The following is a 20,316-nucleotide window of genomic DNA, read 5'->3' on the forward strand; positions in this document are numbered from 1 at the left end:
GGTTCAGTCGCGCGCCGGCAGGCGATAGCGCGTATCGCCGAGCAACCCATCCGGACCGAAACGCCGTTCATGGATATCCAGCGCACCGTTCTGCCAGCGCAGCAGCGCGGTACTGGCGCGCGTGCCGTATTCGGCGCTGGCGATGAAGACGCTCGATAACAGGCGTTCCCATTCCAGCGGCACGCCGGTGCTCGGCAGCTCCGCATTGGGCGCCCGCTCATGGTCGTCGAGCAGTTGCAGCAGCGACTCGGTGTCGGCCAGCTCCAGTCGGGCGGCCAAGGCGGTGCGCGCTCGGCGCAACTTCGGCCAGGGCGTATCCAGATCGGCGTTGCTCAGGCCGTAGACGCCAGCTTCCAGCCGCCGCGGCGACCCGGACTGGGAATTGAAATGCCAGAGCTCCCGCGCAGTGCCAACCAGCAGGTTGAAGCCGGCATAGTCCTCGATACCTGCGCTCAGCCCGGCAAGATAATCGGCCGGCGGCAGCTCGCCGCGCAGGTAACGCACCACCAGCTCGCCTCGGCTGCGTCGGCCCGCTGGCTGGCCGCCGATGCGGATATTGGTCAGCGCGGCGAAGCGGCCATCGGGACGAACGCCCAACCAGGTGCCGCCTGCCTGCAGATCGCGGCCGCCGATGATGGCCGGATCATCCTCCCAGGTGGCCAGCGGCAGGCTGGGGCGGGCGTGGAACTCGTCACGGTTGGCGGCCAGCAGCAGCGGCAGCGCGTGGCCGGGGCGCCAGGCGAAAACGATCAGGCACATGGGGCACCGGAAAGAACGGATGAACGAGCAGGCTAGACGAAAAGGCGAGACGGTCTCAAGGCAGGTCCTCCAGACGGTCCGGTGGCGCGCTATCCGGGGGATTGGGGGCCATGCTCGCGGTGTGCGCGTGGCGGCGCTGGCCGCCACCGCCGAGCAACCGAAGCGCGGCGCCAGCGCTGCTTTCGAGTAAACTGCGCCCCCATGAATCGCACCCTCTATACCCTGCTGTTTCACCTCGGCCTGCCGCTGGTGATCCTGCGCCTGCTCTGGCGCGCGTGGCGGGCGCCGGCCTATGCGCAGCGCATCGGCGAGCGCTTCGCCATCGGTCTGCCGCCGCTCGAGCCTGGCGGCATCTGGCTGCACGCAGTGTCGGTGGGCGAGAGCATTGCTGCGGCGCCACTGATCCGCGAGCTGATGGCGCGCCATCCCGACCTGCCGATCACCGTCACCTGCATGACGCCGACCGGTTCGGAGCGAATCCGCGCCTTGTTCGGTGACCGCGTGCAGCACTGCTATCTGCCCTATGACCTGCCCTGGGCGGCAGCACGCTTTCTCGAGCGTGCCCGGCCACGGCTGGCGGTGGTGATGGAAACAGAGCTGTGGCCCAACCATATCCATCAATGCGCGTGGCGCGGCATTCCGGTGGCATTGGCCAATGCGCGGCTGTCCGAACGCTCGGCGCGCGGTTATGCCCGTTTCGCCCGCTTGACGGCACCGATGCTGGGCGAGCTGAGTCTGATCGCCGTGCAGACGGCCGCCGAGGCGGAGCGCTTTCTCGCGCTGGGCGCGCGCAGCGAGTGCGTCGAGGTCACCGGCTCGATCAAATTCGATCTGACCATCGACCCGGCGCTGCTGGCGCGTGCGGGCGAACTGCGCACGCAGTGGGGTGCGCTACAGCGGCCGGTGTGGATCGCGGCGAGCACCCATGCCGGTGAAGACGAGATCGTCCTGGCGGCGCATCGGCGGCTGCTGGAGCGGCATCCGCAGGCGCTGCTGATCCTGGTGCCGCGCCATCCGGAACGCTTTGCGGCGATGGCCGAGCTGTGCCGTCAGCAGGGTTTCGCCACGGTCCGGCGCTCGCAGGGCGAGGACGTTACCGCGCATACGCAGGTGCTGCTCGGCGATACCATGGGCGAGCTGCTGTTTCTCTACGCGCTGGCGGACGTTGCCTTCGTCGGCGGTAGCCTGGTGCCCAACGGCGGACACAACCTCCTGGAACCGGCGGCGCTGGGCAAACCCGTGCTCAGTGGCCCGCACCTGTTCAATTTCCTCGAGATATCGGCTCAGTTGCGTGCGGCTGGTGCGCTGCTGGAAGTGGCCGACGCCGTCGAGCTGACCGATAGCGTCGACCGGCTGTGGCGCGAGCCGGTCAGCGCCGAGCGCATGCGCGCGGCTGGGCTGACGGTGCTCAAAGCCAATCAGGGTGCGCTGCAGCGCTTGCTGGCCGCCTTGGCGCGCCTGCTCGCCGACCGCGCGGAGCCTCCGCCGAGGTAATTCGCGTCCGGCGCGCTGTCCGCCGCCCGCGGTCGCCGTTGTGTCAGTCGATGCGTACGGGCTGGCCGATGGTCTGCGGCAGGTCCGTCGGCAGGAAGTCGCTGTCCGGGTCGTAGTCAGGCTTGAGGTAGGCGGCCAGCTGCTGCAGGTCGTCCGGGTTCAGCGTACCGGCGGCCTGTTTCAGACGCAGATTGTCGAGAATGTAGTCGTAGCGGGCGTTGTTGTAATCGCGCACGGCGGCGTACAGCCGGCGCTGGGTGTCGAGCACGTCGACGATGTTGCGCGTGCCCACCTGATAGCCGATTTCCGTGGCTTCCAGTGCGCTCTGGTTGGAGATGATCGACTGCCGGCGCGCCTGCACCTGCTCGATGTCGGTGTTCACCGCACGATGCAGGTTGCGCGTGGCTTCGACAACCTGGCGCCGAAGGCTCTCGCGCTGCTGTTCGCTCTGGCTGAGCAGGTGGAAGGCTTCGCGGCTCTGCGAACGCGTCAGGCCGCCGCTGTACAGTGGGATGTTCAGTTGCAGGCCGATGCTGCGCTGCTCGGCATCGCCGGTGTAGCGCGGGTAGTTCGGCAGCGCATCGCTCATGCCGCTGTTGGAGAAACCCAGCGCGTCGTTGTCGCCCTTGCGGTATGACGCCACCGCATCGAGCGTCGGCGCGTGGCCGGCGCGGCGCTGGCGCAGGGTTTCTTCGGCGGCGGTCACGGCATAGTTCACCGCCAGCAGATTGAGGTTTTGCCGGCTGGCGGTGTCGACCCAGGCGCCGGCGTCGTTCGGTGTCGGCGCCAGCACCGGCAGACTGTGGCGGATGCCTTCGAGCGCGAGGTACTCGCGGTTGGTCAGGGTGAACAGGGCCTGGAACGCATCGTCGACTTGACGCTGGGCAATGAGGCGATTGGCGCGTGCGGTATCGAAACCGGCCTGGGCCTCGAGTACGTCGGTACGATCGGACAGGCCGACCTCGAAGCGTTCGTTGGCCTGGTCCAGCTGCCGCTTGAACGCCGCTTCCTCGGCCTTCAATGCGGCGAGGTTGTCCTGCGCGCGCAGCACGGCGAAGTAGGCTTGCGCGCTCTGCAGGATCAGGTCCTGTTCGGCGATGGAGTACTCCAGCGCCGCCTGCTCGCTGATGGCCTCGGCGGCTTTGAGTTGGAACCAGCGATCGGCGCGGAACAGCGGCTGGCTCAGCGTTGCCTGGTAGGCGGTGCCGCTGCGCGACAGCGAGCGCGAGCCCAGATGAGTGTCGACATCCGTTTCAGTGTCGCTCAGTTCTGCGCCGGCGCTGAGATTGGGCAGCAACCCGGCACGTGCCTGCGGTACCACCTCCTGGCGCGCGCGGAACTGCGCACGGGCGGCCGCGAGGTCGGCGTTGTTGTCGACCGCATGCTGGTAGACGCTGACCAGATCGGTACGGCTGGCGAGCGGGGTTTCGGCCAAGGCCGTCCCGGCGAAGATGGCTGCCACGGCGATGGCCAGGGGAAGTCTGTGCAGCATCTCGGCTCATCCTGAATTGAAGTGATGGGCAAGGCTAAGCGGCGGGCCAGGGAGGGTCAAGGCGCAGCGATTGCACGGCGTGCGGCGGGGAAAAATGACCGAACGGTCGGCTTGCGGCCGCACCGGCGTGGTTTTTCCCGCGGCTCTTGATTAGACTCGGCGGCGTTCTTGTCGGGGTGCCTTGATGCGAAGGCTGAGATCGGAAAGTTCCGGATCCCGTTGAACCTGATCAGGTTAAGGCCTGCGTAGGGAACAAGATGTACTCGCCAGTTGCCGGCGAGGCTCTCGGCGCCAGTTCCGGCGCACCCCGATGCCCTTGACCCGCCGTGTTGCTCAGGTTCGCTCCGACATTTCCCGTGGAGAAGCCCATGAGCGTGCAAAGCAACAAGAATCTGAGCGAAAGCGCCCAGGTCGATCAGCAATCCATCCAGCCGTTCCCGCGTTCGCAGAAGGTCTACGTGCAGGGTTCGCGCCCGGATATCCGTGTGCCGATGCGCGAGATCAGCCTGGACGTCACTCCGACCGCCTTCGGTGGCGAGATCAACGCGCCGGTCACCGTCTACGACACCTCCGGCCCCTACACCGATCCGAACGTGACCATCGACGTGCGCAAGGGCCTGGCCGACGTGCGCAGCGCCTGGATCGAGGAGCGCGGCGACACCGAGAGGCTGCCGGGGCTGTCCTCCGAATTCGGCCAGCGTCGCCTGGACGACGCCGAACTGACAGCCATGCGCTTCGCTCACGTGCGCAACCCGCGCCGCGCCAAGGCCGGGCACAACGTCACCCAGATGCACTACGCCAAGCAGGGCATCATCACGCCCGAGATGGAATACGTGGCCATCCGCGAGAACATGAAGCTGGCCGAAGCGCGCGAGGCGGGCCTGCTCAAGGAACAGCACGCCGGCCAGAGCTTCGGCGCCAGCATTCCGAAGGAAATCACCGCTGAATTCGTCCGCAGCGAAGTCGCCCGCGGCCGCGCGATCATCCCGGCCAACATCAACCACACCGAGCTGGAGCCGATGATCATCGGCCGCAACTTCCTGGTGAAGATCAACGGCAACATCGGCAACTCGGCGCTGGGTTCTTCCATCGAGGAAGAAGTCGCCAAGCTGACCTGGGGCATCCGCTGGGGCTCGGACACGGTCATGGACCTGTCCACCGGCAAGCACATCCACGAGACCCGTGAGTGGATCATTCGCAACTCGCCGGTGCCGATTGGCACGGTGCCGATCTACCAGGCACTGGAAAAGGTTGGCGGCATCGCCGAGGACCTGACCTGGGAGCTGTTCCGCGACACCCTGATCGAACAGGCCGAACAGGGCGTGGACTACTTCACCATCCACGCCGGCGTGCTGCTGCGCTACGTGCCACTGACCGCCAAGCGCGTTACCGGCATCGTCAGTCGCGGTGGCTCGATCATGGCCAAGTGGTGCCTGGCGCATCACAAGGAAAACTTCCTCTACACCCACTTCGACGATATCTGCGAAATCATGAAGGCCTACGACGTCAGCTTCTCGCTGGGCGACGGCCTGCGTCCGGGCTCGATTGCCGACGCCAACGACGCCGCGCAGTTCGGTGAGCTGGAAACGCTCGGCGAGCTGACCAAGATCGCCTGGAAGCACGACGTGCAGTGCATGATCGAAGGTCCGGGCCACGTACCGATGCACATGATCAAGGAGAACATGGACAAGCAGCTGGAGTGCTGTGACGAGGCGCCGTTCTACACCCTCGGGCCGCTGACCACCGACATCGCCCCCGGCTACGACCACATCACCAGCGGCATCGGCGCCGCGATGATCGGCTGGTTCGGCTGCGCCATGCTCTGCTATGTCACGCCCAAGGAGCACCTGGGTCTGCCTAACAAGGACGACGTGAAGACCGGCATCATCACCTACAAGATCGCCGCGCATGCCGCCGACCTCGCCAAGGGTCATCCGGGCGCACAGATCCGCGACAACGCCCTGTCCAAGGCACGCTTCGAGTTCCGCTGGGAAGACCAGTTCAACCTCGGCCTCGATCCGGACACCGCGCGCAGCTACCACGACGAGACGCTGCCCAAGGATTCGGCCAAGGTCGCGCACTTCTGCTCCATGTGCGGGCCGAAGTTCTGCTCGATGAAGATCACCCAGGAAGTGCGCGAATACGCTGCCGAGAACGGTCTGACCGACGAGCAGAAGGCCATCGAGGCGGGTTTCGCCGAGCAGGCCGAGCGCTTCAAGGACGAAGGGTCGGTGATCTACCGCCAGGTGTGATCCGGCGGTGACCAAATGAACCCCGGCGTCGGCAACGGCGCCGGGGTTCTGCGTTTCTAGGCCAGCAGATCGCTCAGCAGGCGCATATGGCGCTGCTGTTGAGCAGGCTGGCGGAGCTGGTTGGCGCGGAAGATCGCCTGCAGATCGATCAGTGCGTGGGCGAAATCGTCGTTGATCACCAGATAGTCGTATTCGACGTAGTGGCTCATCTCGCTGACCGCTTCGCGCATGCGCCGCTCGATGATCTCGTCGCTGTCCTGGCCGCGGTTGTTCAGGCGTTGGCGCAGGGCCTCCTGGGTCGGCGGCAGGATGAAGATCGATTTGGCCTGCGGCATCAGCCGGCGCACCTGCTGGGCGCCTTGCCAGTCGATCTCCAGAATCAGGTCGTAGCCTTCGGCGAGGGTCTGTTCCAGCCAGCGTTGCGAGGTGCCGTAGAGGTTGCCGAACACTTCGGCATGCTCGAGGAATTCGTCGCGTTCGAGGCGTTCGAGAAAGTCCTCGCGGCTGACGAAGTGGTAGTTGACCCCGTCGACCTCGCCCGGGCGCATGGCGCGGGTGGTATGCGATACCGACACCCGGACCTGCGGCTGGGCATCGATCAGTGCCTTGACCAGACTGGTCTTGCCGGCCCCGGAAGGCGCGGAAACGATATAGAGCGTGCCGGTTGTGGCGGACATGACGGTTTCCTGGAACTCGATGAATATCTGACTGTGACAATAGCCCGGCGGTTGTGCGTGCCTGCCGGCTATTCGATGTTCTGCACTTGCTCGCGCATCTGCTCGATCAGCACCTTGAGGTTGACCGCCGCCTGGGTGCTGCGCGGATCGAACGCCTTGGAACCGAGGGTATTGGCTTCGCGGTTGAGTTCCTGCATCAGGAAGTCCAGGCGCCGCCCGGCCGCGCCGCCGGCCTTGAGTACACGGCGCACTTCACCGACATGGGTGGCGAGGCGGTCGAGTTCTTCGGCGACATCGCTCTTCTGCGCCAGCAGGACCATTTCCTGTTCCAGGCGCTGCGGATCGAGTTCGACCTGCATTTCCGCGCAGCGGTCGAGCACTTTCTGCCGCTGGGCGGCGAGCATTTGCGGCACCTGCTCGCGTAGCGTGGCGACTTCCACGAGCATGCCGTCCAGGCGTTCATTGAGCAGTTTGGCCAGTTCCTCGCCCTCGCGCTGGCGGCCTTCCCGGAGCTGCGCCAAGGCGTCGTGGAACAGTTGCAGAGCGCTCTTGTTCAACGCCTGCGGGTCGAACGCATCGCCAACCAGGACGCCGGGCCAGCCGAGCACCTGCAGCGGGTCGATCGGCGCCGGCCGGCTGATCAGCGCGGCTACGCTTTCGGCCGCGGCGATCAGCTGGCTGGCGCGTTCGCGGTCGAGCTGCAGCTCGCCGCGGCCGGCATCCTCGGCGAAGCGCAGGGTGCATTCGACCTTGCCGCGCGACAGCCCTTTGCGCAGAGCTTCGCGCACCGCGCCCTCAAGGTCGCGAAAGGCCTCCGGCAAGCGCAGATGCGGTTCCAGGTAGCGATGATTGACCGAGCGGATTTCCCAGCTGAGGGTGCCGTGGGGGCCGGCCAGCTCGCTGCGGGCGAAGGCCGTCATGCTGTGGACCATCGGGAAACCTCTCGATGCGGATGGCGAAAGGCGGAGGATTGTAAAGGAAAAACCGTCAGCGGGGTTGCGGCGGCAATCGGCCCCTTTTGCGGACAAGCCTTCTATAATGCCCGGCACTCTTACCCCGAAGCAGGATGTACCTACATGAAGCGTCCCAGTGGCCGTGCCGCCGATCAGCTGCGCTCGATCCGTATCACGCGCAATTACACCAAGCATGCCGAAGGTTCGGTGCTGGTCGAGTTCGGCGACACCCGGGTCATCTGCACTGCAAGTATCGAGTCGGGCGTACCGCGTTTCCTCAAGGGGCAGGGGCAGGGCTGGCTGACGGCTGAGTACGGCATGCTGCCGCGCGCCACCGGCGAGCGTAATCAGCGTGAGGCCGCGCGTGGCAAGCAGGGCGGGCGCACCCTGGAGATCCAGCGGTTGATTGGTCGTTCGCTGCGTGCGGCGCTGGACATGAGCAAGCTGGGCGAGAACACCCTGTTCATCGACTGCGATGTAATCCAGGCCGATGGCGGCACGCGTACGGCCTCGATCACCGGCGCGATGGTCGCGCTGGTCGACGCGCTGAAGGTGCTGAAGCAGCGTGGCGGGCTGAAGGGCGGCGATCCGGTCAAACAGATGGTGGCCGCGGTCTCCGTCGGCATGTATCAGGGGCAGCCGGTGCTCGATCTCGACTATCTCGAGGATTCGGCGGCTGAGACCGACCTCAACGTGGTGATGACCGACGCCGGTGGTTTCATCGAGGTGCAGGGCACTGCCGAGGGCGCGCCGTTCCAGCCGCACGAGCTGACCGCCATGCTCGAGCTGGCCCAGAGCGGCATGCGTGAGCTGTTCGACCTGCAGCGCGCGGCGCTGGCCGACTGAGTGGTGCAGCCATGAGCGATCAGGAGCTGATGCCGTTGCCCAGCCGCGAAGCGCGCCAATGGGCGATGTTCTGTCATTATTCGGCGTTCTTCTGGTTCCTCGCGCCGATGATCGGCAACGTCATCGGTCCGCTGATCGTCTGGCAGCTGAAGAAGGATCTGGATCCGTTCGTCGATCAACAGGGCAAGGAGGCGCTGAACTTCCAGATCACCTTCAGCATCGTGATGATGATCTGTGCACTGCTCGCCTGGATTCTCATCGGCTTTCCGCTGATGGCCCTGGTCAGCGTGGTGGCGCTGGTGCTGGTGATCATCGCCGGTATCCGGGCCAACGAAGGCAAGCCCTACCGCTATCCGTTCTGCTGGCGATTGATCAAGTAATCGCGAACCGCAGGTGCCGATCGAACCTGGCGCATCCGGCGCCAGGTTCTCCTGCAGTGGACTCTAGACGCTCAGCGTCCAGTCATAGTCGACGATCAGCGGCGCGTGCTGCGAGAAGCGCGGCTGGCGCGGCAGACGGGCACCACGCACGAAGCGACGCAACCCCGAGGTGAGAATCTGGTAGTCGAAGCGCCAACCCAGGTTGAGCATCTCTGCCTGCTCGGTATCCGGCCACCAGCTGAACAGGTCGCCCTCGCGATTGACCTCGCGCAGCGCATCGACGTAACCCATGTTGCCGAAGATCTCGTCCAGCCAGGCACGTTCGGGAGCGAGGAAGCCCGGGCTCTGCTGGCAGTCGCGCCAGTTCTTCACGTCGAGCTTCTGATGCGCGACGTACAGCGAACCGCAATACAGGTACTCGCGACGCTTGCGACGCTGCTTGTCCAGGTAGTGGGCGAAATCGTCCATGAACTTGAATTTCTGATTCAGGCTGGCGTCGCCATCCTGCCCGGTCGGCAGTAGCAGGCTAGCGATGCTGACCTTGTCGAAGTCCGCCTGCAGGTAGCGTCCGTAGCGATCCGCCGTCTCGAAGCCGAGCCCCATGATCACTGCCTTGGGCTGCAGTCGCGAATACAGCGCCACACCGCCCTGTTCTGGGATTTCGGCGTCGCAGGCATAGAGGAAATAGCCGTCCAGCTGGTAGGCCGGATCATCGAGTTCCAATACAGAGGCGCGGGTATCCTGCAGGCAGATGACATCGGCATTCTGCGCTTGCAGCCAGCTGAGCAAACCCCGCTGTGCTGCCGCTTGAATGCCATTCACGTTGACGCTGATGATCCGCATAAATGGCCCCTAAAAACACGTCCGTGTATGATAACCCAAGCTCTCTGTAATTGGCTAAATCCGTGGCTTTCGGGAATTTTCTTCATGCAGGCGTACCAGCGCGAGTTCATTCGTTTTGCCATCGAGCGCGGTGTTCTGCGCTTCGGTGAATTCACCTTAAAATCCGGCCGCACCAGTCCGTACTTCTTCAATGCCGGATTGTTCAACAGCGGCAGCGCGCTGGCTCAGCTGGGCCGTTTCTATGCGGCGGCGGTGATGGAAAGCGGCATCGATTTCGATGTGATCTTCGGCCCGGCCTACAAGGGCATTCCGCTTGCCGCCGCGACGGCGATCGCGCTGGCCGAGCAGCACGAGCGCGATCTGCCGTGGTGCTTCAACCGCAAGGAAGCCAAGGACCACGGCGAAGGCGGCACCCTGGTTGGTGCGCCGCTGGCGGGGCGTGTGCTGATCGTCGATGACGTGATCACCGCCGGCACGGCGATCCGCGAGGTCATGCAGATCATCCAGGGGCAGCAGGCCCAGGCGGCGGGCGTGTTGATCGCGCTCAACCGTCAGGAGCGTGGTCAGGGTGAGCTGTCGGCGATTCAGGAAGTCGAGCGCGATTACGCAATGCCAGTGATCAGTATTGTGTCGTTGTCGCAGGTGCTCGAGTATCTGGAAGAAGATAATCAGCTCAAACAGCATCTGCCCGCGGTGCAGGCCTATCGCGCGCAGTACGGAATCTGATCAGGGATAGGTATCTCGCCATGCTCCAGCCGGTAATTCGCTTGCTCGTTGCGCTGGGATTGCTGACCGCGACGCTGGCGGACGCCGCCGAGCTTTATCGCTATACCGACGAGCGCGGTGTGGTGGTGCTTGACCGGCATGGCGTGCCGCCGCAGCACATCGGCCGCGGTTATGAGGTGCTGAACGAGCAGGGGCGGGTCGTCCGGGTGGTGCCGCCGGCGCCCACGGCCGAGGAAATGCAGCGCCAGCGGCAGGAGAAGGCTCGCGCGGCGGCCGATGTGCAGCTGCTGCGTCTATATGCCAGCCCGGACGATGTGGAGCGTGCGCGCAAGCGCAAGCTGGCGGAACTCGACAGCGTCATCGGCATTACTCAGAGCAATCTGCAATCGCTGCGCACGCAGCAGGAAATGCTGCGGGCCCAAGCCGCCCAGCACGAGCGCGCCGGTCGTGAAGTTCCGCAGAATCTGCTGACGCAGATCGCCAATCTCGAAAAGGAGCAGGCGGGGCTGCAGCGTGACCAGGCGCGTTACCAGCGCGCCAAGGTCGAGGCGGACGCGAGCTTCGCGCGTGACCGCAAGCGTGTCGCCGAACTGCTCGGCGAGCGCTGAATCTTCTGCCCACTTCGGCACGGCCGAAATCTCGATCACATGCAGCTACACCCGGGGCGCTAACAAACAAGCCGCTCTGGATCAATGCTTTTAAGGTATGGATGAGTAATCGCCCCCGGGCCTGTACCTTTCGCCGCGAATTTTCGACGGTGAGATGATCGCATGAAAGATAGCGACCTAAGCAGTTATCGGGAGCGTCACAGACCGCGGTCCGCGTTTGCCTCGCGCAGCGACTATCTGGAACATGAGCTGCAGATCATGGCGCCGCGGCGCTGGCGTCCGAACCTTCCATTCCGCGATTACCGCTTCGAGATCGAGGACTGGGTGCCGGCCATGGCCGCCACCATCGGCAAAATCGTGATGGTCGCTGCGGTGGTGGCGGCGTTCGCCGGACCGTTGGGGCTGTCCAACGAGTTCGTCATCGAGAACGTGCGCTTCGAGATGCTGATCGCGGCGATCCTCTTCGTCGTGCTGTTCTCCGGTTTCCTCAATCCCACCGCCAACCTGGCGGGCACCCATGGTCCGCTGATCCCCCTGATCCCGCTGATCGTGGCCTCGGGCGGCCATCCCATGGCGCTCGGCCTGATGGTCGGCTTGCTCGGCTTCGCCCTCGGCGTCGCACGTGGCGGCAGTCTGCTGGCGCGGCTGACCAGCGACGGGGTATGCGGCGGCTTGCTGCTGTATCTGGGCTTCATCGGGGTGTCGTCGCAGATCCAGAAACTGTTCGCCTGGGCTAACGGCTTCGACATGGGCTACATCGCCTTCGTGGTGGTGCTGTCGACCATCGTCATGTACGCCTACCTCGAGCACATCCGCATGCGCTGGCTGGCGATTCCGCTGGGCTCGGTGCTGGCGGCGGTGATCGCCTTTGCGCTCGGCGCGCCGTTCGAGTTTTCCACCGAACCGGGTATTCCCAACCTCAACCCGGCGTATTGGTGGGGTGCAAACAGCGGCTGGCAGCTCGGCCTGCCGGAGCTGCACCACTTCGTCGCCGTCGCTCCGTTCGCGGTGCTGGCCGTGGCGATGTGGTCGCCGGACTTCCTCGGCCACCGCGTGTTCCAGCAGCTGAACTACCCGCCGCGCACGGACAAGGTGCTGATGGATATCGACGACACCATGTGCGTCGCCGCCGCGCGTCAGGCCGTGGGTACGGCCTTGGGTGGCGGTAACCTGGCCTCGTCCTGGGGCACCTACATGGTGCCGGCGGCGATCGCCAAGCGGCCGATTCCGGCGGGTGCGGTACTGACCGGCCTGCTCTGCGTGCTGGCGGCGATCCTCGGCTACCCGATGGATCTGGCGATCTGGCCACCGGTGCTTTCCGTGGCTCTGCTGGTCGGGGTGTACCTGCCGCTGCTCGAGGCTGGCATGCAGATGACCCGCGAGGGCAAGACTTCGCAGTCGGCGGCGATCGTGGTGTTCTCCTCGGCACTGGTCAACCCGGTGTTCGGCTGGTCGCTGACCGTGCTGCTCGACAATCTCGGGCTGATCGGCGACAAGGAGCGTGGCCAGAGCCTGAGCCATATGCACCGCTGGGTAATCCCGACAATCGTGTTCATCCTGCTTTGCGCGGTGATGCTGGGTGTCGGCATGTTCCCGGGGATCCCGGCCATGTTCGAGTCCTTCCGCGTCGACCACTGACGGCGCGGGCACGAAAAAAGGGAGCTGATGGCTCCCCTTTTTTTGGTCCGACCGCGGTGTTCAGCGCTGGTTGTTGGTGATCAGCGTACCGACACCAACGTCGGTGAAGATTTCCAGCAGCACCGCGTTGGGCACGCGCCCATCGATGATGTGCGCGCTGGTCACGCCGCCCTGAACCGCTTCGAGGGCGCAGCGGATCTTCGGCAGCATGCCGCCGTAGATGGTGCCGTCGGCGATCAGCGCATCGACCTGGGCGGTCGAAAGGCCGGTGAGCACGTTGCCTTGTTTGTCCATCAGGCCGGCGATATTGGTAAGCAGCATCAGCTTCTCGGCCTTCAGCGCCTCGGCCACCTTGCCGGCGACCAGGTCGGCGTTGATGTTGTACGACTCGCCATTGTCGCCCACGCCGATCGGCGCGATCACCGGGATGAAGTTGCCCTTGACCAGCATTTCCAGCAGTTCGCTGTTGACCCCGGTGACCTCGCCGACATGGCCGATGTCGATGATTTCCGGCTTGGTCATCTCCGGCGTCTGCCGGGTGGCTTTGAGCTTCTTCGCGCGGATCAGCCCCGCGTCCTTGCCGGTCAGGCCGATGGCGCTGCCGCCATGCTGGTTGATCAGGCTGACGATGCTCTTGTTGACCTGGCCGCCGAGGACCATCTCCACCACGTCCATGGTCTGGCTGTCAGTCACCCGCATGCCGTCGATGAAGTGGCTCTCGATGTTCAGCCGCTTGAGCAGGTCGCCGATCTGCGGGCCACCGCCGTGCACCACCACCGGGTTGATGCCCACCGCCTTCATCAGCACGATGTCGCGGGCGAAGCCGGTCTTCAGCTCCTCGCTTTCCATCGCGTTGCCGCCGTACTTGATCACCAGCGTCTTGCCGACGAAGCGGCGAATGTACGGCAACGCCTCGGAGAGGACCTGGGCGAATTGGGTGGCAGCTTCACGGCTGAGGGTCATGCAGGGCTCCGCATAATCAGAACGGCAGTTTGAGGTCGGGTGCAACGTTGTGCAGCTGCGCGCGGAAGACGTCCTGGATGCGGCCGAGCTCTTGCGCGCTGTCGGCCTCGAAACGCAGCACCAGCACCGGTGTGGTGTTGGAGGCGCGGATCAGGCCCCAGCCCTTGGGATAGTCGACCCGTACGCCGTCGAGCGTGATCAGGTTGGCCTCGCCCCACTGGGCATCCCGTTGCAGGGCGTCAATGATGGTGAATTTGCTTTCCTCTGTCACCGTGATGTTGATTTCCGGCGTGGAAACGTCGCTCGGGAAGGCGGCGAACACCTGCTCGGCATCGCGCTTGTCCTGGCTGAGGATTTCCAGCAGGCGCGCGGCGCTGTAGATACCGTCGTCGAAGCCGAACCAGCGCTCCTTGAAGAAGATGTGGCCGCTCATCTCGCCGGCCAGCAGTGCACCGGATTCCTTCATCTTCTTCTTGATCAGCGAGTGGCCGGTTTTCCACATCACCGGGCGACCACCGTAGCCGCTGATCAGTGGTGTCAGGCGGCGCGTGCACTTGACGTCGAAGATGATGTCGGCGCCGGGGTTGCGCGCCACGACGTCCTTGGCGAAGAGCATCAGCAGACGGTCGGGATAGATCATGGTGCCGGCATTGGTCACCACGCCGACGCGGTCGCCGTCGCCATCGAACGCCAGGCCAAGGTCCGCCTTCTCGGCTTTGACCTTGGCGATCAGGTCGACCAGATTCTCTGGCTTGCCCGGGTCCGGGTGGTGGTTGGGGAAGTTGCCGTCGACCTCGCAGTACAGCGGGATCACCTTGCAGCCCAGCGCCTCGATCAGTTGCGGGGCGATGACCCCGGCGACGCCATTGCCGCAGTCGACCACCACCTTCATTGGCTTGGCCATGGCGATGTCGGTGCGAATCTGCTCGAAGTAGCGCTCCAGCACGTCGACCGGTTCGACGCGGCCGACGCCTTCACTCAGGTCGCCGGTTTCAATGCGCTGGCGCAGCGCCTGGATCTGCTCATTGGCCAGGGTGTCGCCGGCGATGACGATCTTGAAGCCGTTGTAATCCGGCGGATTGTGGCTGCCGGTGAGCATCACGCCGGATTTGCCGGCGAGGATGTTGGCCGCGTAGTAGAGCACCGGCGTCGGCACCATGCCGATGTCGCTGACCGTGCAGCCGCTGTCGACCAGGCCCTGGATCAGATGCTGGACCAGTTCCGGGCCGGATAGGCGACCGTCGCGGCCGACCGAGACATTCGGCTCGCCCTGGGCGAGGCTCTGCGAGCCTACGGCGCGGCCGATCCAGTAGGCGGTCTCGTTGGTCAGGCTGTCGCCGACAATGCCGCGGATGTCGTAGGCGCGAAAGATGCTGGCGGGCAGTTTGGGGGCTTTGGCGCTGCTCATTGCGGTTTCTCGCTCCTTGGTGTCGAGGCCGAACAGGTCCAGGTCCTCGTCGAGAATATCGATGTCGAGAATGTCGGTATCCGGCACGCGCGGATCGACATACTCCTTGGTCGGTCGGACGGCAGGCGCCGCCGCGGCTTGCGTGACTGCCGGTCCGACGGGGCGAAGCGGCAGGCGGGCCATGTTCCGTGCCAGCGCGTCGAGCGCCGGCAGGCTCAGGGACGGTTGTTGGATGGCCCGGCCGCTGGAGAGTTCCTGCACGAGGCGGTTGATCTGCAGCACGTCGTCACGCAGGCGCCGCTGCTGGGCGCTGGCGAGGAACTGCAGACCGAGCAACAGACCTAAGAGCGCCAGCAGCGCAGCCCCCAGCAGTATCAGCGGCGAGGCGCCGGTCGCGGTCGTGGCGGGCTGGAAACTGAGCTTCCAGTGCGGATTGCCGCTGGCCAGCGGCAGCAGCGGTCCGTTGCCGCTACCCTGCTGGAGCAGCACCTTCTCGGGCGAGTTGTCGAACTGCTGCGTCAGACGCAGCTGGCCGGCATCGGCCGGCACGCGCGGCAACGTGGCGAGCAGGCGGTCGAGCTCGATGACGCGCAGCAGTGTGCCCTGGACGGCCTGCTCGGCGGAGGCGCGCAACGGCGCCGCGCTGTAGAGCAGCCAGCGCTTGCCGACCTGAAAGGCCTCGACGGGCGGGGCGTCCCCGCTCTCGGCGCGCTGCAGCAAGTCCAGTGCGGCAAAATTAATCGGCCCCGCACGTTCGGGCGTCGGGCGGCCGCGGCCGCGTGCGCTGAGATGTGCATCGACGACACCCGGTTGCTGGCGCAACGTCTGCTCGAGAGCGGCGATCTGTTCGGCTTGCTCGCTGCGCAGCGCCTCGAGCAGTCGCGGGTCGGCGGCGATGGCCTGGGTATCGGCCTGTAGCTGGCGCACGGCCTGTTGCAGCGCGCTGGCCTGGCTCTGCCCCCAGGCTACGGCAAGCTCGGTCTGTTGCTGACGCTGGGCGTCCTGGAGGCCGAACCACAGCAGTGCGGCCGCGGCACCCAGGCCGAGCAGGCCGGGGAGCAGCCCGTTCAGCAGCAGGTTGGGAGCAGCGCGGGTGGGGCGTTTGTTGTCGGCGTTTGCCGGGGTCAACAGGTCCGGTTCCTTGGCGGTACGCTTGAAGAGTGCCATGAGGCTCCTCGATTCATCCTGAAAGGGGGGCGTTGGATCAATGGCTGCCGGAGTGTCCGAAGCCGCCGGCACCGCGGTCGCTGCTGTCGAACTGTTCGACCAGCTCGAAGCGCGCCTGCACCACCGGCACCAGCACCAGCTGCGCGATGCGCTCGCCGACGGCGATGGTGAAGTCGCTCAGGCCGCGGTTCCAGCAGGAGACCATCAGCTCGCCCTGGTAATCCGAGTCGATCAGACCGACCAGGTTGCCGAGCACGATGCCGTGCTTATGGCCCAGGCCCGAGCGCGGAAGGATCAGCGCCGCGAGCCCCGGATCGGCGATGTAGATCGAAAGGCCGGTCGGGATCAGCAGCGTCTGGCCTGGCTGCAGCACGGTATCGTTCTGCAGCATCGCGCGCAGGTCGAGGCCGGCCGAGCCGGAGGTGGCGTAATCGGGCAGCGGGAAGTCCCGGCCCAGGCGGGGGTCGAGAATCTTGGCTTGTAGCTGGTGCATGTCAGGCCTGCCTGTAGCGATCGGCGATAAAGGCCACCAGCGCGCGGGCGATGTGCCCTTTGCTGGCCTGGCCGAAGCGGGTTACGTGCTGCTGGCGATCGATTACGCTGACCGCGTTTTCTTCGCTGTTGAAGCCGATGCTCGGGTTGGCCACGTCATTGGCGACGATGAGGTCGAGATTCTTGTCGCGCAGCTTGCGCATGGCGTAGTCGAGCAGGTTCTCGGTTTCGGCCGCAAAGCCGACGCAGAAGGGGCGATCCGGGCGAGCCGCCAGGGTGGCGAGGATGTCCGGATTGCGCACCATCTGCAGCAGCAGACCGTCGCCGGTGGTGGGGTCCTTCTTCAGCTTGTGCGGCGCCACCACCTCGGGGCGGTAGTCGGCCACTGCGGCGGCGGCGATCAGCAGATCGCAGGGCATCGCCGCTTCACAGGCGGCGAGCATGTCGCGCGCGCTGACCACGTCGATGCGCTGCACGCGATCAGGCGTCGGCAGGAACACCGGGCCGGTGACCAGCGTGACCTGCGCGCCGGCTTCGGCGGCTGCCTCGGCGAGGGCGAAGCCCATCTTCCCCGAACTGTGATTGGTGATGTAACGCACCGGATCGATGTTTTCCTGGGTCGGTCCGGCGGTGATCAGCAGGCGCAGGCCGCTCAGGCAGCCGTTCTCGAAACAGTCGGCGGCGGCCTGGGCCAGCTCCTCGGCCTCGAGCATGCGGCCCATGCCGATGTCGCCGCAGGCCTGGCTGCCGGAGCCAGGGCCGAACAGGCGGATGCCGCGCTGTTCGAGCAGCTGACGGTTGGCCTGGGTCGCCGGGTCGGCCCACATCGCCTGGTTCATCGCCGGCGCCAGGGCGACCGGCGCGTTGGTCGCCAGCACCAGGGTGGTCAGAAGGTCGTTGGCGATGCCCTGGGCGAGGCGCGCCATGAGGTCGGCAGTAGCCGGTGCGATCAGCACCAGGTCGGCCCAGCGCGCCAGTTCGATATGGCCCATCGCCGCTTCGGCGGCGGGGTCGAGCAGATCCAGATGTACCGGGTGACCGGAGAGCGCCTGCAGGGTCAGCGGCGTGATGAACTCGCGGCCGCCGTGGGTCATCACCACTCGCACTTCGGCGCCATGGTCGCGCAGGCGACGCACCAGCTCGGCACTCTTGTAGGCGGCGATGCCGCCGCCGACGCCCAGGACGATGCGTTTACGATACAGCCGCTGCATAGGCCTGCCTTGTTTCTTGTAGAGGATTGCCGGAGTGAGAACTGCGTCGGAGCCGCGCGGGCACCCCGGAAAAATGACGGGCTAAGATAGCACAGCGCCCGCGACGGAGAAGCGGGCCTGCTCGACAGGGAGGAGACATGAGCATACGTGACTGGCCGACGGCGGAGCGGCCGCGGGAAAAGCTTCTGGAACAGGGTGCGGCGGCGCTTTCCGATGCCGAATTGCTGGCGATTTTCCTGCGTACCGGCGTTGCCGGCCGAAGCGCGGTTGACCTGGCGCGCCACCTGCTTGGCGAGTTCGGCGGGCTGCGCGCGCTGCTCGAAGCCGACCTCGATCAATTCACCACGCATCTGGGGCTCGGCCCCGCCAAGTACGCACAATTGCAGGCCGTGCTGGAGATGGCGCGCCGGCATCTGGCCGAGCGGCTGCGTCGGGATTCAGCGCTGGAGTCGCCGCAAGCGGTGCGCGACTACCTCAAGGCGCGCCTGCGTCACGAGCCGCACGAGCTGTTCGGCTGCCTGTTTCTCGACTCCAAGCACCGGGTGCTGGCGTTCGAGGTGCTGTTCCACGGCACCATCGACGGCGCCAGCGTCTATCCGCGGCAGGTGGTCAAGCGCGCGCTGGCGCAGAATGCAGCGGCGGTCATCCTTACCCACAATCATCCGTCCGGCGTCGCCGAGCCGAGTCAGGCCGATCGCCAGCTGACCCAGCGGTTGAAGGAAGCGCTGGCGCTGATCGACGTGCGCGTGCTCGACCACTTCATCGTCGGCGAGGGCGAGCCATTGTCGATGGCCGAAGCGGGATGGATGTAAGCGCCGTTACGCCAGCAGCGGCACCAGCAGCAGCGGCCCGAGCGCCAGCAGCACGAAGCGGCCGTTCCAGCCGAAGGCGATGCGCCAGGGCGACAGCCCGGCATGTCGCGCCAGCATCAGTGCGGAGGGGCCGTAAGGCGACAGCAGCATCGCCAGCGAAAAGCCGGCGAGCAACGCTACCGCCGGCTGCATGACGGCCACGCCCTGTGCGGCCAGTTGCGCCAGCAGCGCGGCGCACAGGTTCAGGGAAATGATCGGTGCGACGCCAAGCAAGGCCAGCGCGATGACCGCAAGCATGCCGGCACTGCCGAGGCCGAACAGCGCCAGCGGCGAGGTGCCGACGTGAACGACCAGCGCGTCGACCGGTACCAGCGCGGCGACGAGCCCACCGAGCACAGCCGAACAGGCGAAGATGAACGTCTCGTTGCGCATGCCGGCGAGGGTGTCGCGAACCTGGCTGTGAATCGCGCCGAGCCCTTCTCCCTGCGTGCGCAGCATGCCGAGTACCGCCAGCGGTACCAGCAGCATCGCCGCCTGAGTGGCAGACAACGGGGTAAAAACCGCCAGCAGGGCGATCAGCGCGATACCCAGCAGACTGCCGAGCAGCAGGCTGCGCAGTGGCTGCGGTGGTTCCGGCGTATCGCTGGAGCCGGTGCGACGCAGCTGCCGCAGTCGGCGGTTCTCCAGCGGCCAGCCGATCAGCAGCAGGAGCAGGGCGGCGAGCAGGCCGAACGGCAGCAACGCCTGCCAGCTCAGTCCGGGTAATTCACGCGTGAGAATGGCCACCGCGACGCTGGTCGGTGCCAGCAGCGGCACCAGGGCGAAGCCGCGCAGTGCGCTAACCATCACTGCGCGTCGCCCTTCGCGGCGCTGCGTCTCGCTGTAGCCGCCGTACTGCAGGTGGCGCTCGAGCGAGCCGCAGACCAGCGAAAGCATGCCGAAGCTGAGGATCGAGCTGATCGTCAGGGTGCTCAGCAGATAGCTCGGATACAGCAGCGCGGGTGGCCCGGCCAACAGCCGTCGATGCAGCTCGCCGAGCGGGCGCAGGCGCTCGGCCAGGCAATGCATCAAACCCAGCGCGCCGACGAACGCGCCGTAGTACGCGGCCGCGGCAAGCAGACGCTGGCCCTGTTCCCAGCTGGCTGCGCCGCTCAGCAGCCAGTAGCCGAGCAGGGCCAGCGTGACCAGGGCGAGTCGGCGTGGGTACGGCATCAGCGAACGCCGGTGCCAGATGAAGAACAGACTCAGCAGCACTCCGCTGGCGACACTCAGCGGGCGCGTCTGAGTCGCCAGTGCGAGCAATTCACAGAACAGTGCCAGTGGCAGCAGGGCGGTCATGGTCGCGGTGCGTCTCGATAATCGGTGAAACTTGCCCGGCAAAGCGTGCACGGGTGAGGCGGGTGTGCGAGCTGGCGTCCAGGCTGGCAGTGTCCGAGCGCTCGGTCAATTAAGCAGAACGTTATTCCGCACGGTGAAATGCCTTTGCATCGCCTGAAGCCACTGGACGCCGATTTCGATATCCGACCGGCGGAGCGAAGGCGGCGGCATGGCTTGGCTGCCGCGACACAGGCGGTTCGTCCGTGTGCCACGCGTCT

18 protein-coding genes and 1 riboswitch are annotated in these 20,316 nt (G+C 65.7%); of the genes, 8 read left to right on the forward strand and 10 right to left on the reverse strand.

From position 1 onward, the window contains the following. Positions 1 to 3: 3 nt before the first annotated feature. Positions 4 to 759: an NRDE family protein gene (locus tag HU825_RS06925; protein WP_234303185.1), complete on the reverse strand. Its 756-nt coding sequence runs from the start codon at positions 757 to 759 to the stop codon at positions 4 to 6. A 201-nt stretch (positions 760 to 960) separates the two neighbouring features. Here HU825_RS06925 and waaA point away from each other — a divergent pair, with 201 nt between their 5' ends. Next, on the forward strand, positions 961 to 2,253 hold the full coding sequence (gene waaA / locus HU825_RS06930) for a lipid IV(A) 3-deoxy-D-manno-octulosonic acid transferase (RefSeq protein WP_234303186.1): 1,293 nt from the start codon (positions 961 to 963) through the stop codon (positions 2,251 to 2,253). 43 nt (positions 2,254 to 2,296) lie between these two features. On the opposite strand, the gene HU825_RS06935 is transcribed toward waaA, so the two are convergent. Further along, positions 2,297 to 3,745: a TolC family outer membrane protein gene (locus HU825_RS06935; protein WP_043297853.1), complete on the reverse strand. Its 1,449-nt coding sequence runs from the start codon at positions 3,743 to 3,745 to the stop codon at positions 2,297 to 2,299. 162 nt (positions 3,746 to 3,907) lie between these two features. After that, positions 3,908 to 4,014: riboswitch (TPP riboswitch) on the forward strand. Between the two features lie 99 nt (positions 4,015 to 4,113). On the opposite strand from HU825_RS06935, the gene thiC reads away from it, so the two are divergent. Continuing rightward, positions 4,114 to 5,997 carry a phosphomethylpyrimidine synthase ThiC gene (gene thiC / locus HU825_RS06940; RefSeq protein ID WP_234303187.1) on the forward strand — a complete coding sequence of 628 codons (1,884 nt, stop codon included), beginning with the start codon at positions 4,114 to 4,116 and terminating at the stop codon, positions 5,995 to 5,997. 56 nt (positions 5,998 to 6,053) lie between these two features. On the opposite strand, the gene gmk is transcribed toward thiC, so the two are convergent. Both gmk and HU825_RS06950 read right to left on the reverse strand, forming a co-directional pair. After that, positions 6,054 to 6,674 (reverse strand): guanylate kinase, encoded by a 621-nt coding sequence (gene gmk / locus HU825_RS06945; protein ID WP_008568423.1) that lies wholly within the window; start codon positions 6,672 to 6,674, stop codon positions 6,054 to 6,056. Between the two features lie 68 nt (positions 6,675 to 6,742). Further along, positions 6,743 to 7,606, reverse strand: coding sequence for a YicC/YloC family endoribonuclease (locus HU825_RS06950; RefSeq protein WP_234303188.1), 864 nt, complete (start codon positions 7,604 to 7,606; stop codon positions 6,743 to 6,745). 144 nt (positions 7,607 to 7,750) lie between these two features. On the opposite strand from HU825_RS06950, the gene rph reads away from it, so the two are divergent. Continuing rightward, entirely contained in the window at positions 7,751 to 8,473 is a 723-nt protein-coding gene (rph, locus tag HU825_RS06955; protein WP_234303189.1) for a ribonuclease PH, read from the forward strand. Between the two features lie 11 nt (positions 8,474 to 8,484). Further along, positions 8,485 to 8,853, forward strand: a complete 369-nt coding sequence (locus HU825_RS06960) for a DUF4870 domain-containing protein (protein ID WP_043297858.1) — start codon at positions 8,485 to 8,487, stop codon at positions 8,851 to 8,853. 63 nt (positions 8,854 to 8,916) lie between these two features. Here HU825_RS06960 and HU825_RS06965 read toward each other — a convergent pair whose 3' ends face one another. Continuing rightward, positions 8,917 to 9,696 (reverse strand): catabolite repression control protein Crc, encoded by a 780-nt coding sequence (locus HU825_RS06965; protein ID WP_008568419.1) that lies wholly within the window; start codon positions 9,694 to 9,696, stop codon positions 8,917 to 8,919. Between the two features lie 84 nt (positions 9,697 to 9,780). On the opposite strand from HU825_RS06965, the gene pyrE reads away from it, so the two are divergent. From pyrE to HU825_RS06980, 3 genes are all read left to right on the forward strand, one after another. Beyond that, on the forward strand, positions 9,781 to 10,422 hold the full coding sequence (gene pyrE / locus HU825_RS06970; RefSeq protein ID WP_008568418.1) for an orotate phosphoribosyltransferase: 642 nt from the start codon (positions 9,781 to 9,783) through the stop codon (positions 10,420 to 10,422). A gap of 20 nt (positions 10,423 to 10,442) precedes the next feature. Next, positions 10,443 to 11,030: a DUF4124 domain-containing protein gene (locus HU825_RS06975; RefSeq protein WP_054094411.1), complete on the forward strand. Its 588-nt coding sequence runs from the start codon at positions 10,443 to 10,445 to the stop codon at positions 11,028 to 11,030. Between the two features lie 162 nt (positions 11,031 to 11,192). Next, on the forward strand, positions 11,193 to 12,668 hold the full coding sequence (locus tag HU825_RS06980; RefSeq protein WP_234303190.1) for a DUF3360 family protein: 1,476 nt from the start codon (positions 11,193 to 11,195) through the stop codon (positions 12,666 to 12,668). A 60-nt stretch (positions 12,669 to 12,728) separates the two neighbouring features. Here the strand turns inward: HU825_RS06980 and argB are convergent, their stop codons facing one another. The 4 genes from argB to coaBC are packed head-to-tail and all read right to left on the reverse strand — an operon-like array spanning position 12,729 to position 17,909. Then, positions 12,729 to 13,631, reverse strand: coding sequence for an acetylglutamate kinase (gene argB / locus HU825_RS06985; protein ID WP_043297861.1), 903 nt, complete (start codon positions 13,629 to 13,631; stop codon positions 12,729 to 12,731). A 16-nt stretch (positions 13,632 to 13,647) separates the two neighbouring features. Then, entirely contained in the window at positions 13,648 to 16,206 is a 2,559-nt protein-coding gene (locus HU825_RS18845; protein ID WP_431978451.1) for a phosphomannomutase/phosphoglucomutase, read from the reverse strand. A gap of 37 nt (positions 16,207 to 16,243) precedes the next feature. Beyond that, positions 16,244 to 16,699, reverse strand: coding sequence for a dUTP diphosphatase (dut, locus tag HU825_RS06995; protein WP_054094413.1), 456 nt, complete (start codon positions 16,697 to 16,699; stop codon positions 16,244 to 16,246). Position 16,700: 1 nt separating this feature from the next. Next, the gene (gene coaBC, locus HU825_RS07000; protein WP_043297864.1) at positions 16,701 to 17,909 is read right to left on the reverse strand and encodes a bifunctional phosphopantothenoylcysteine decarboxylase/phosphopantothenate--cysteine ligase CoaBC; all 1,209 of its coding nucleotides are present in this window, start codon (positions 17,907 to 17,909) and stop codon (positions 16,701 to 16,703) included. A 137-nt stretch (positions 17,910 to 18,046) separates the two neighbouring features. On the opposite strand from coaBC, the gene radC reads away from it, so the two are divergent. Continuing rightward, on the forward strand, positions 18,047 to 18,721 hold the full coding sequence (gene radC, locus HU825_RS07005; protein ID WP_043297865.1) for a RadC family protein: 675 nt from the start codon (positions 18,047 to 18,049) through the stop codon (positions 18,719 to 18,721). Positions 18,722 to 18,727: 6 nt separating this feature from the next. On the opposite strand, the gene HU825_RS07010 is transcribed toward radC, so the two are convergent. Then, entirely contained in the window at positions 18,728 to 20,059 is a 1,332-nt protein-coding gene (locus tag HU825_RS07010) for a hypothetical protein (RefSeq protein WP_054094415.1), read from the reverse strand. Between the last annotated feature and the right edge of the window lie 257 nt (positions 20,060 to 20,316).

It is taken from the genome of Pseudomonas phenolilytica, assembly GCF_021432765.1.
GTDB lineage: Bacteria > Pseudomonadota > Gammaproteobacteria > Pseudomonadales > Pseudomonadaceae > Stutzerimonas > Stutzerimonas phenolilytica.

What these genes read in the sequence shown, in the direction of transcription:
- HU825_RS06925 (WP_234303185.1), bottom strand. Translation starts at nt 759, where the DNA reads ATGTGCCTGATCGTTTTCGCCTGGCGCCCCGGCCACGCGCTGCCGCTG.
- waaA (WP_234303186.1), top strand. Translation starts at nt 961, where the DNA reads ATGAATCGCACCCTCTATACCCTGCTGTTTCACCTCGGCCTGCCGCTG.
- HU825_RS06935 (WP_043297853.1), bottom strand. Translation starts at nt 3,745, where the DNA reads ATGCTGCACAGACTTCCCCTGGCCATCGCCGTGGCAGCCATCTTCGCC.
- thiC (WP_234303187.1), top strand. Translation starts at nt 4,114, where the DNA reads ATGAGCGTGCAAAGCAACAAGAATCTGAGCGAAAGCGCCCAGGTCGAT.
- gmk (WP_008568423.1), bottom strand. Translation starts at nt 6,674, where the DNA reads ATGTCCGCCACAACCGGCACGCTCTATATCGTTTCCGCGCCTTCCGGG.
- HU825_RS06950 (WP_234303188.1), bottom strand. Translation starts at nt 7,606, where the DNA reads ATGGTCCACAGCATGACGGCCTTCGCCCGCAGCGAGCTGGCCGGCCCC.
- rph (WP_234303189.1), top strand. Translation starts at nt 7,751, where the DNA reads ATGAAGCGTCCCAGTGGCCGTGCCGCCGATCAGCTGCGCTCGATCCGT.
- HU825_RS06960 (WP_043297858.1), top strand. Translation starts at nt 8,485, where the DNA reads ATGAGCGATCAGGAGCTGATGCCGTTGCCCAGCCGCGAAGCGCGCCAA.
- HU825_RS06965 (WP_008568419.1), bottom strand. Translation starts at nt 9,696, where the DNA reads ATGCGGATCATCAGCGTCAACGTGAATGGCATTCAAGCGGCAGCACAG.
- pyrE (WP_008568418.1), top strand. Translation starts at nt 9,781, where the DNA reads ATGCAGGCGTACCAGCGCGAGTTCATTCGTTTTGCCATCGAGCGCGGT.
- HU825_RS06975 (WP_054094411.1), top strand. Translation starts at nt 10,443, where the DNA reads ATGCTCCAGCCGGTAATTCGCTTGCTCGTTGCGCTGGGATTGCTGACC.
- HU825_RS06980 (WP_234303190.1), top strand. Translation starts at nt 11,193, where the DNA reads ATGAAAGATAGCGACCTAAGCAGTTATCGGGAGCGTCACAGACCGCGG.
- argB (WP_043297861.1), bottom strand. Translation starts at nt 13,631, where the DNA reads ATGACCCTCAGCCGTGAAGCTGCCACCCAATTCGCCCAGGTCCTCTCC.
- HU825_RS18845 (WP_431978451.1), bottom strand. Translation starts at nt 16,206, where the DNA reads ATGGCACTCTTCAAGCGTACCGCCAAGGAACCGGACCTGTTGACCCCG.
- dut (WP_054094413.1), bottom strand. Translation starts at nt 16,699, where the DNA reads ATGCACCAGCTACAAGCCAAGATTCTCGACCCCCGCCTGGGCCGGGAC.
- coaBC (WP_043297864.1), bottom strand. Translation starts at nt 17,909, where the DNA reads ATGCAGCGGCTGTATCGTAAACGCATCGTCCTGGGCGTCGGCGGCGGC.
- radC (WP_043297865.1), top strand. Translation starts at nt 18,047, where the DNA reads ATGAGCATACGTGACTGGCCGACGGCGGAGCGGCCGCGGGAAAAGCTT.
- HU825_RS07010 (WP_054094415.1), bottom strand. Translation starts at nt 20,059, where the DNA reads ATGACCGCCCTGCTGCCACTGGCACTGTTCTGTGAATTGCTCGCACTG.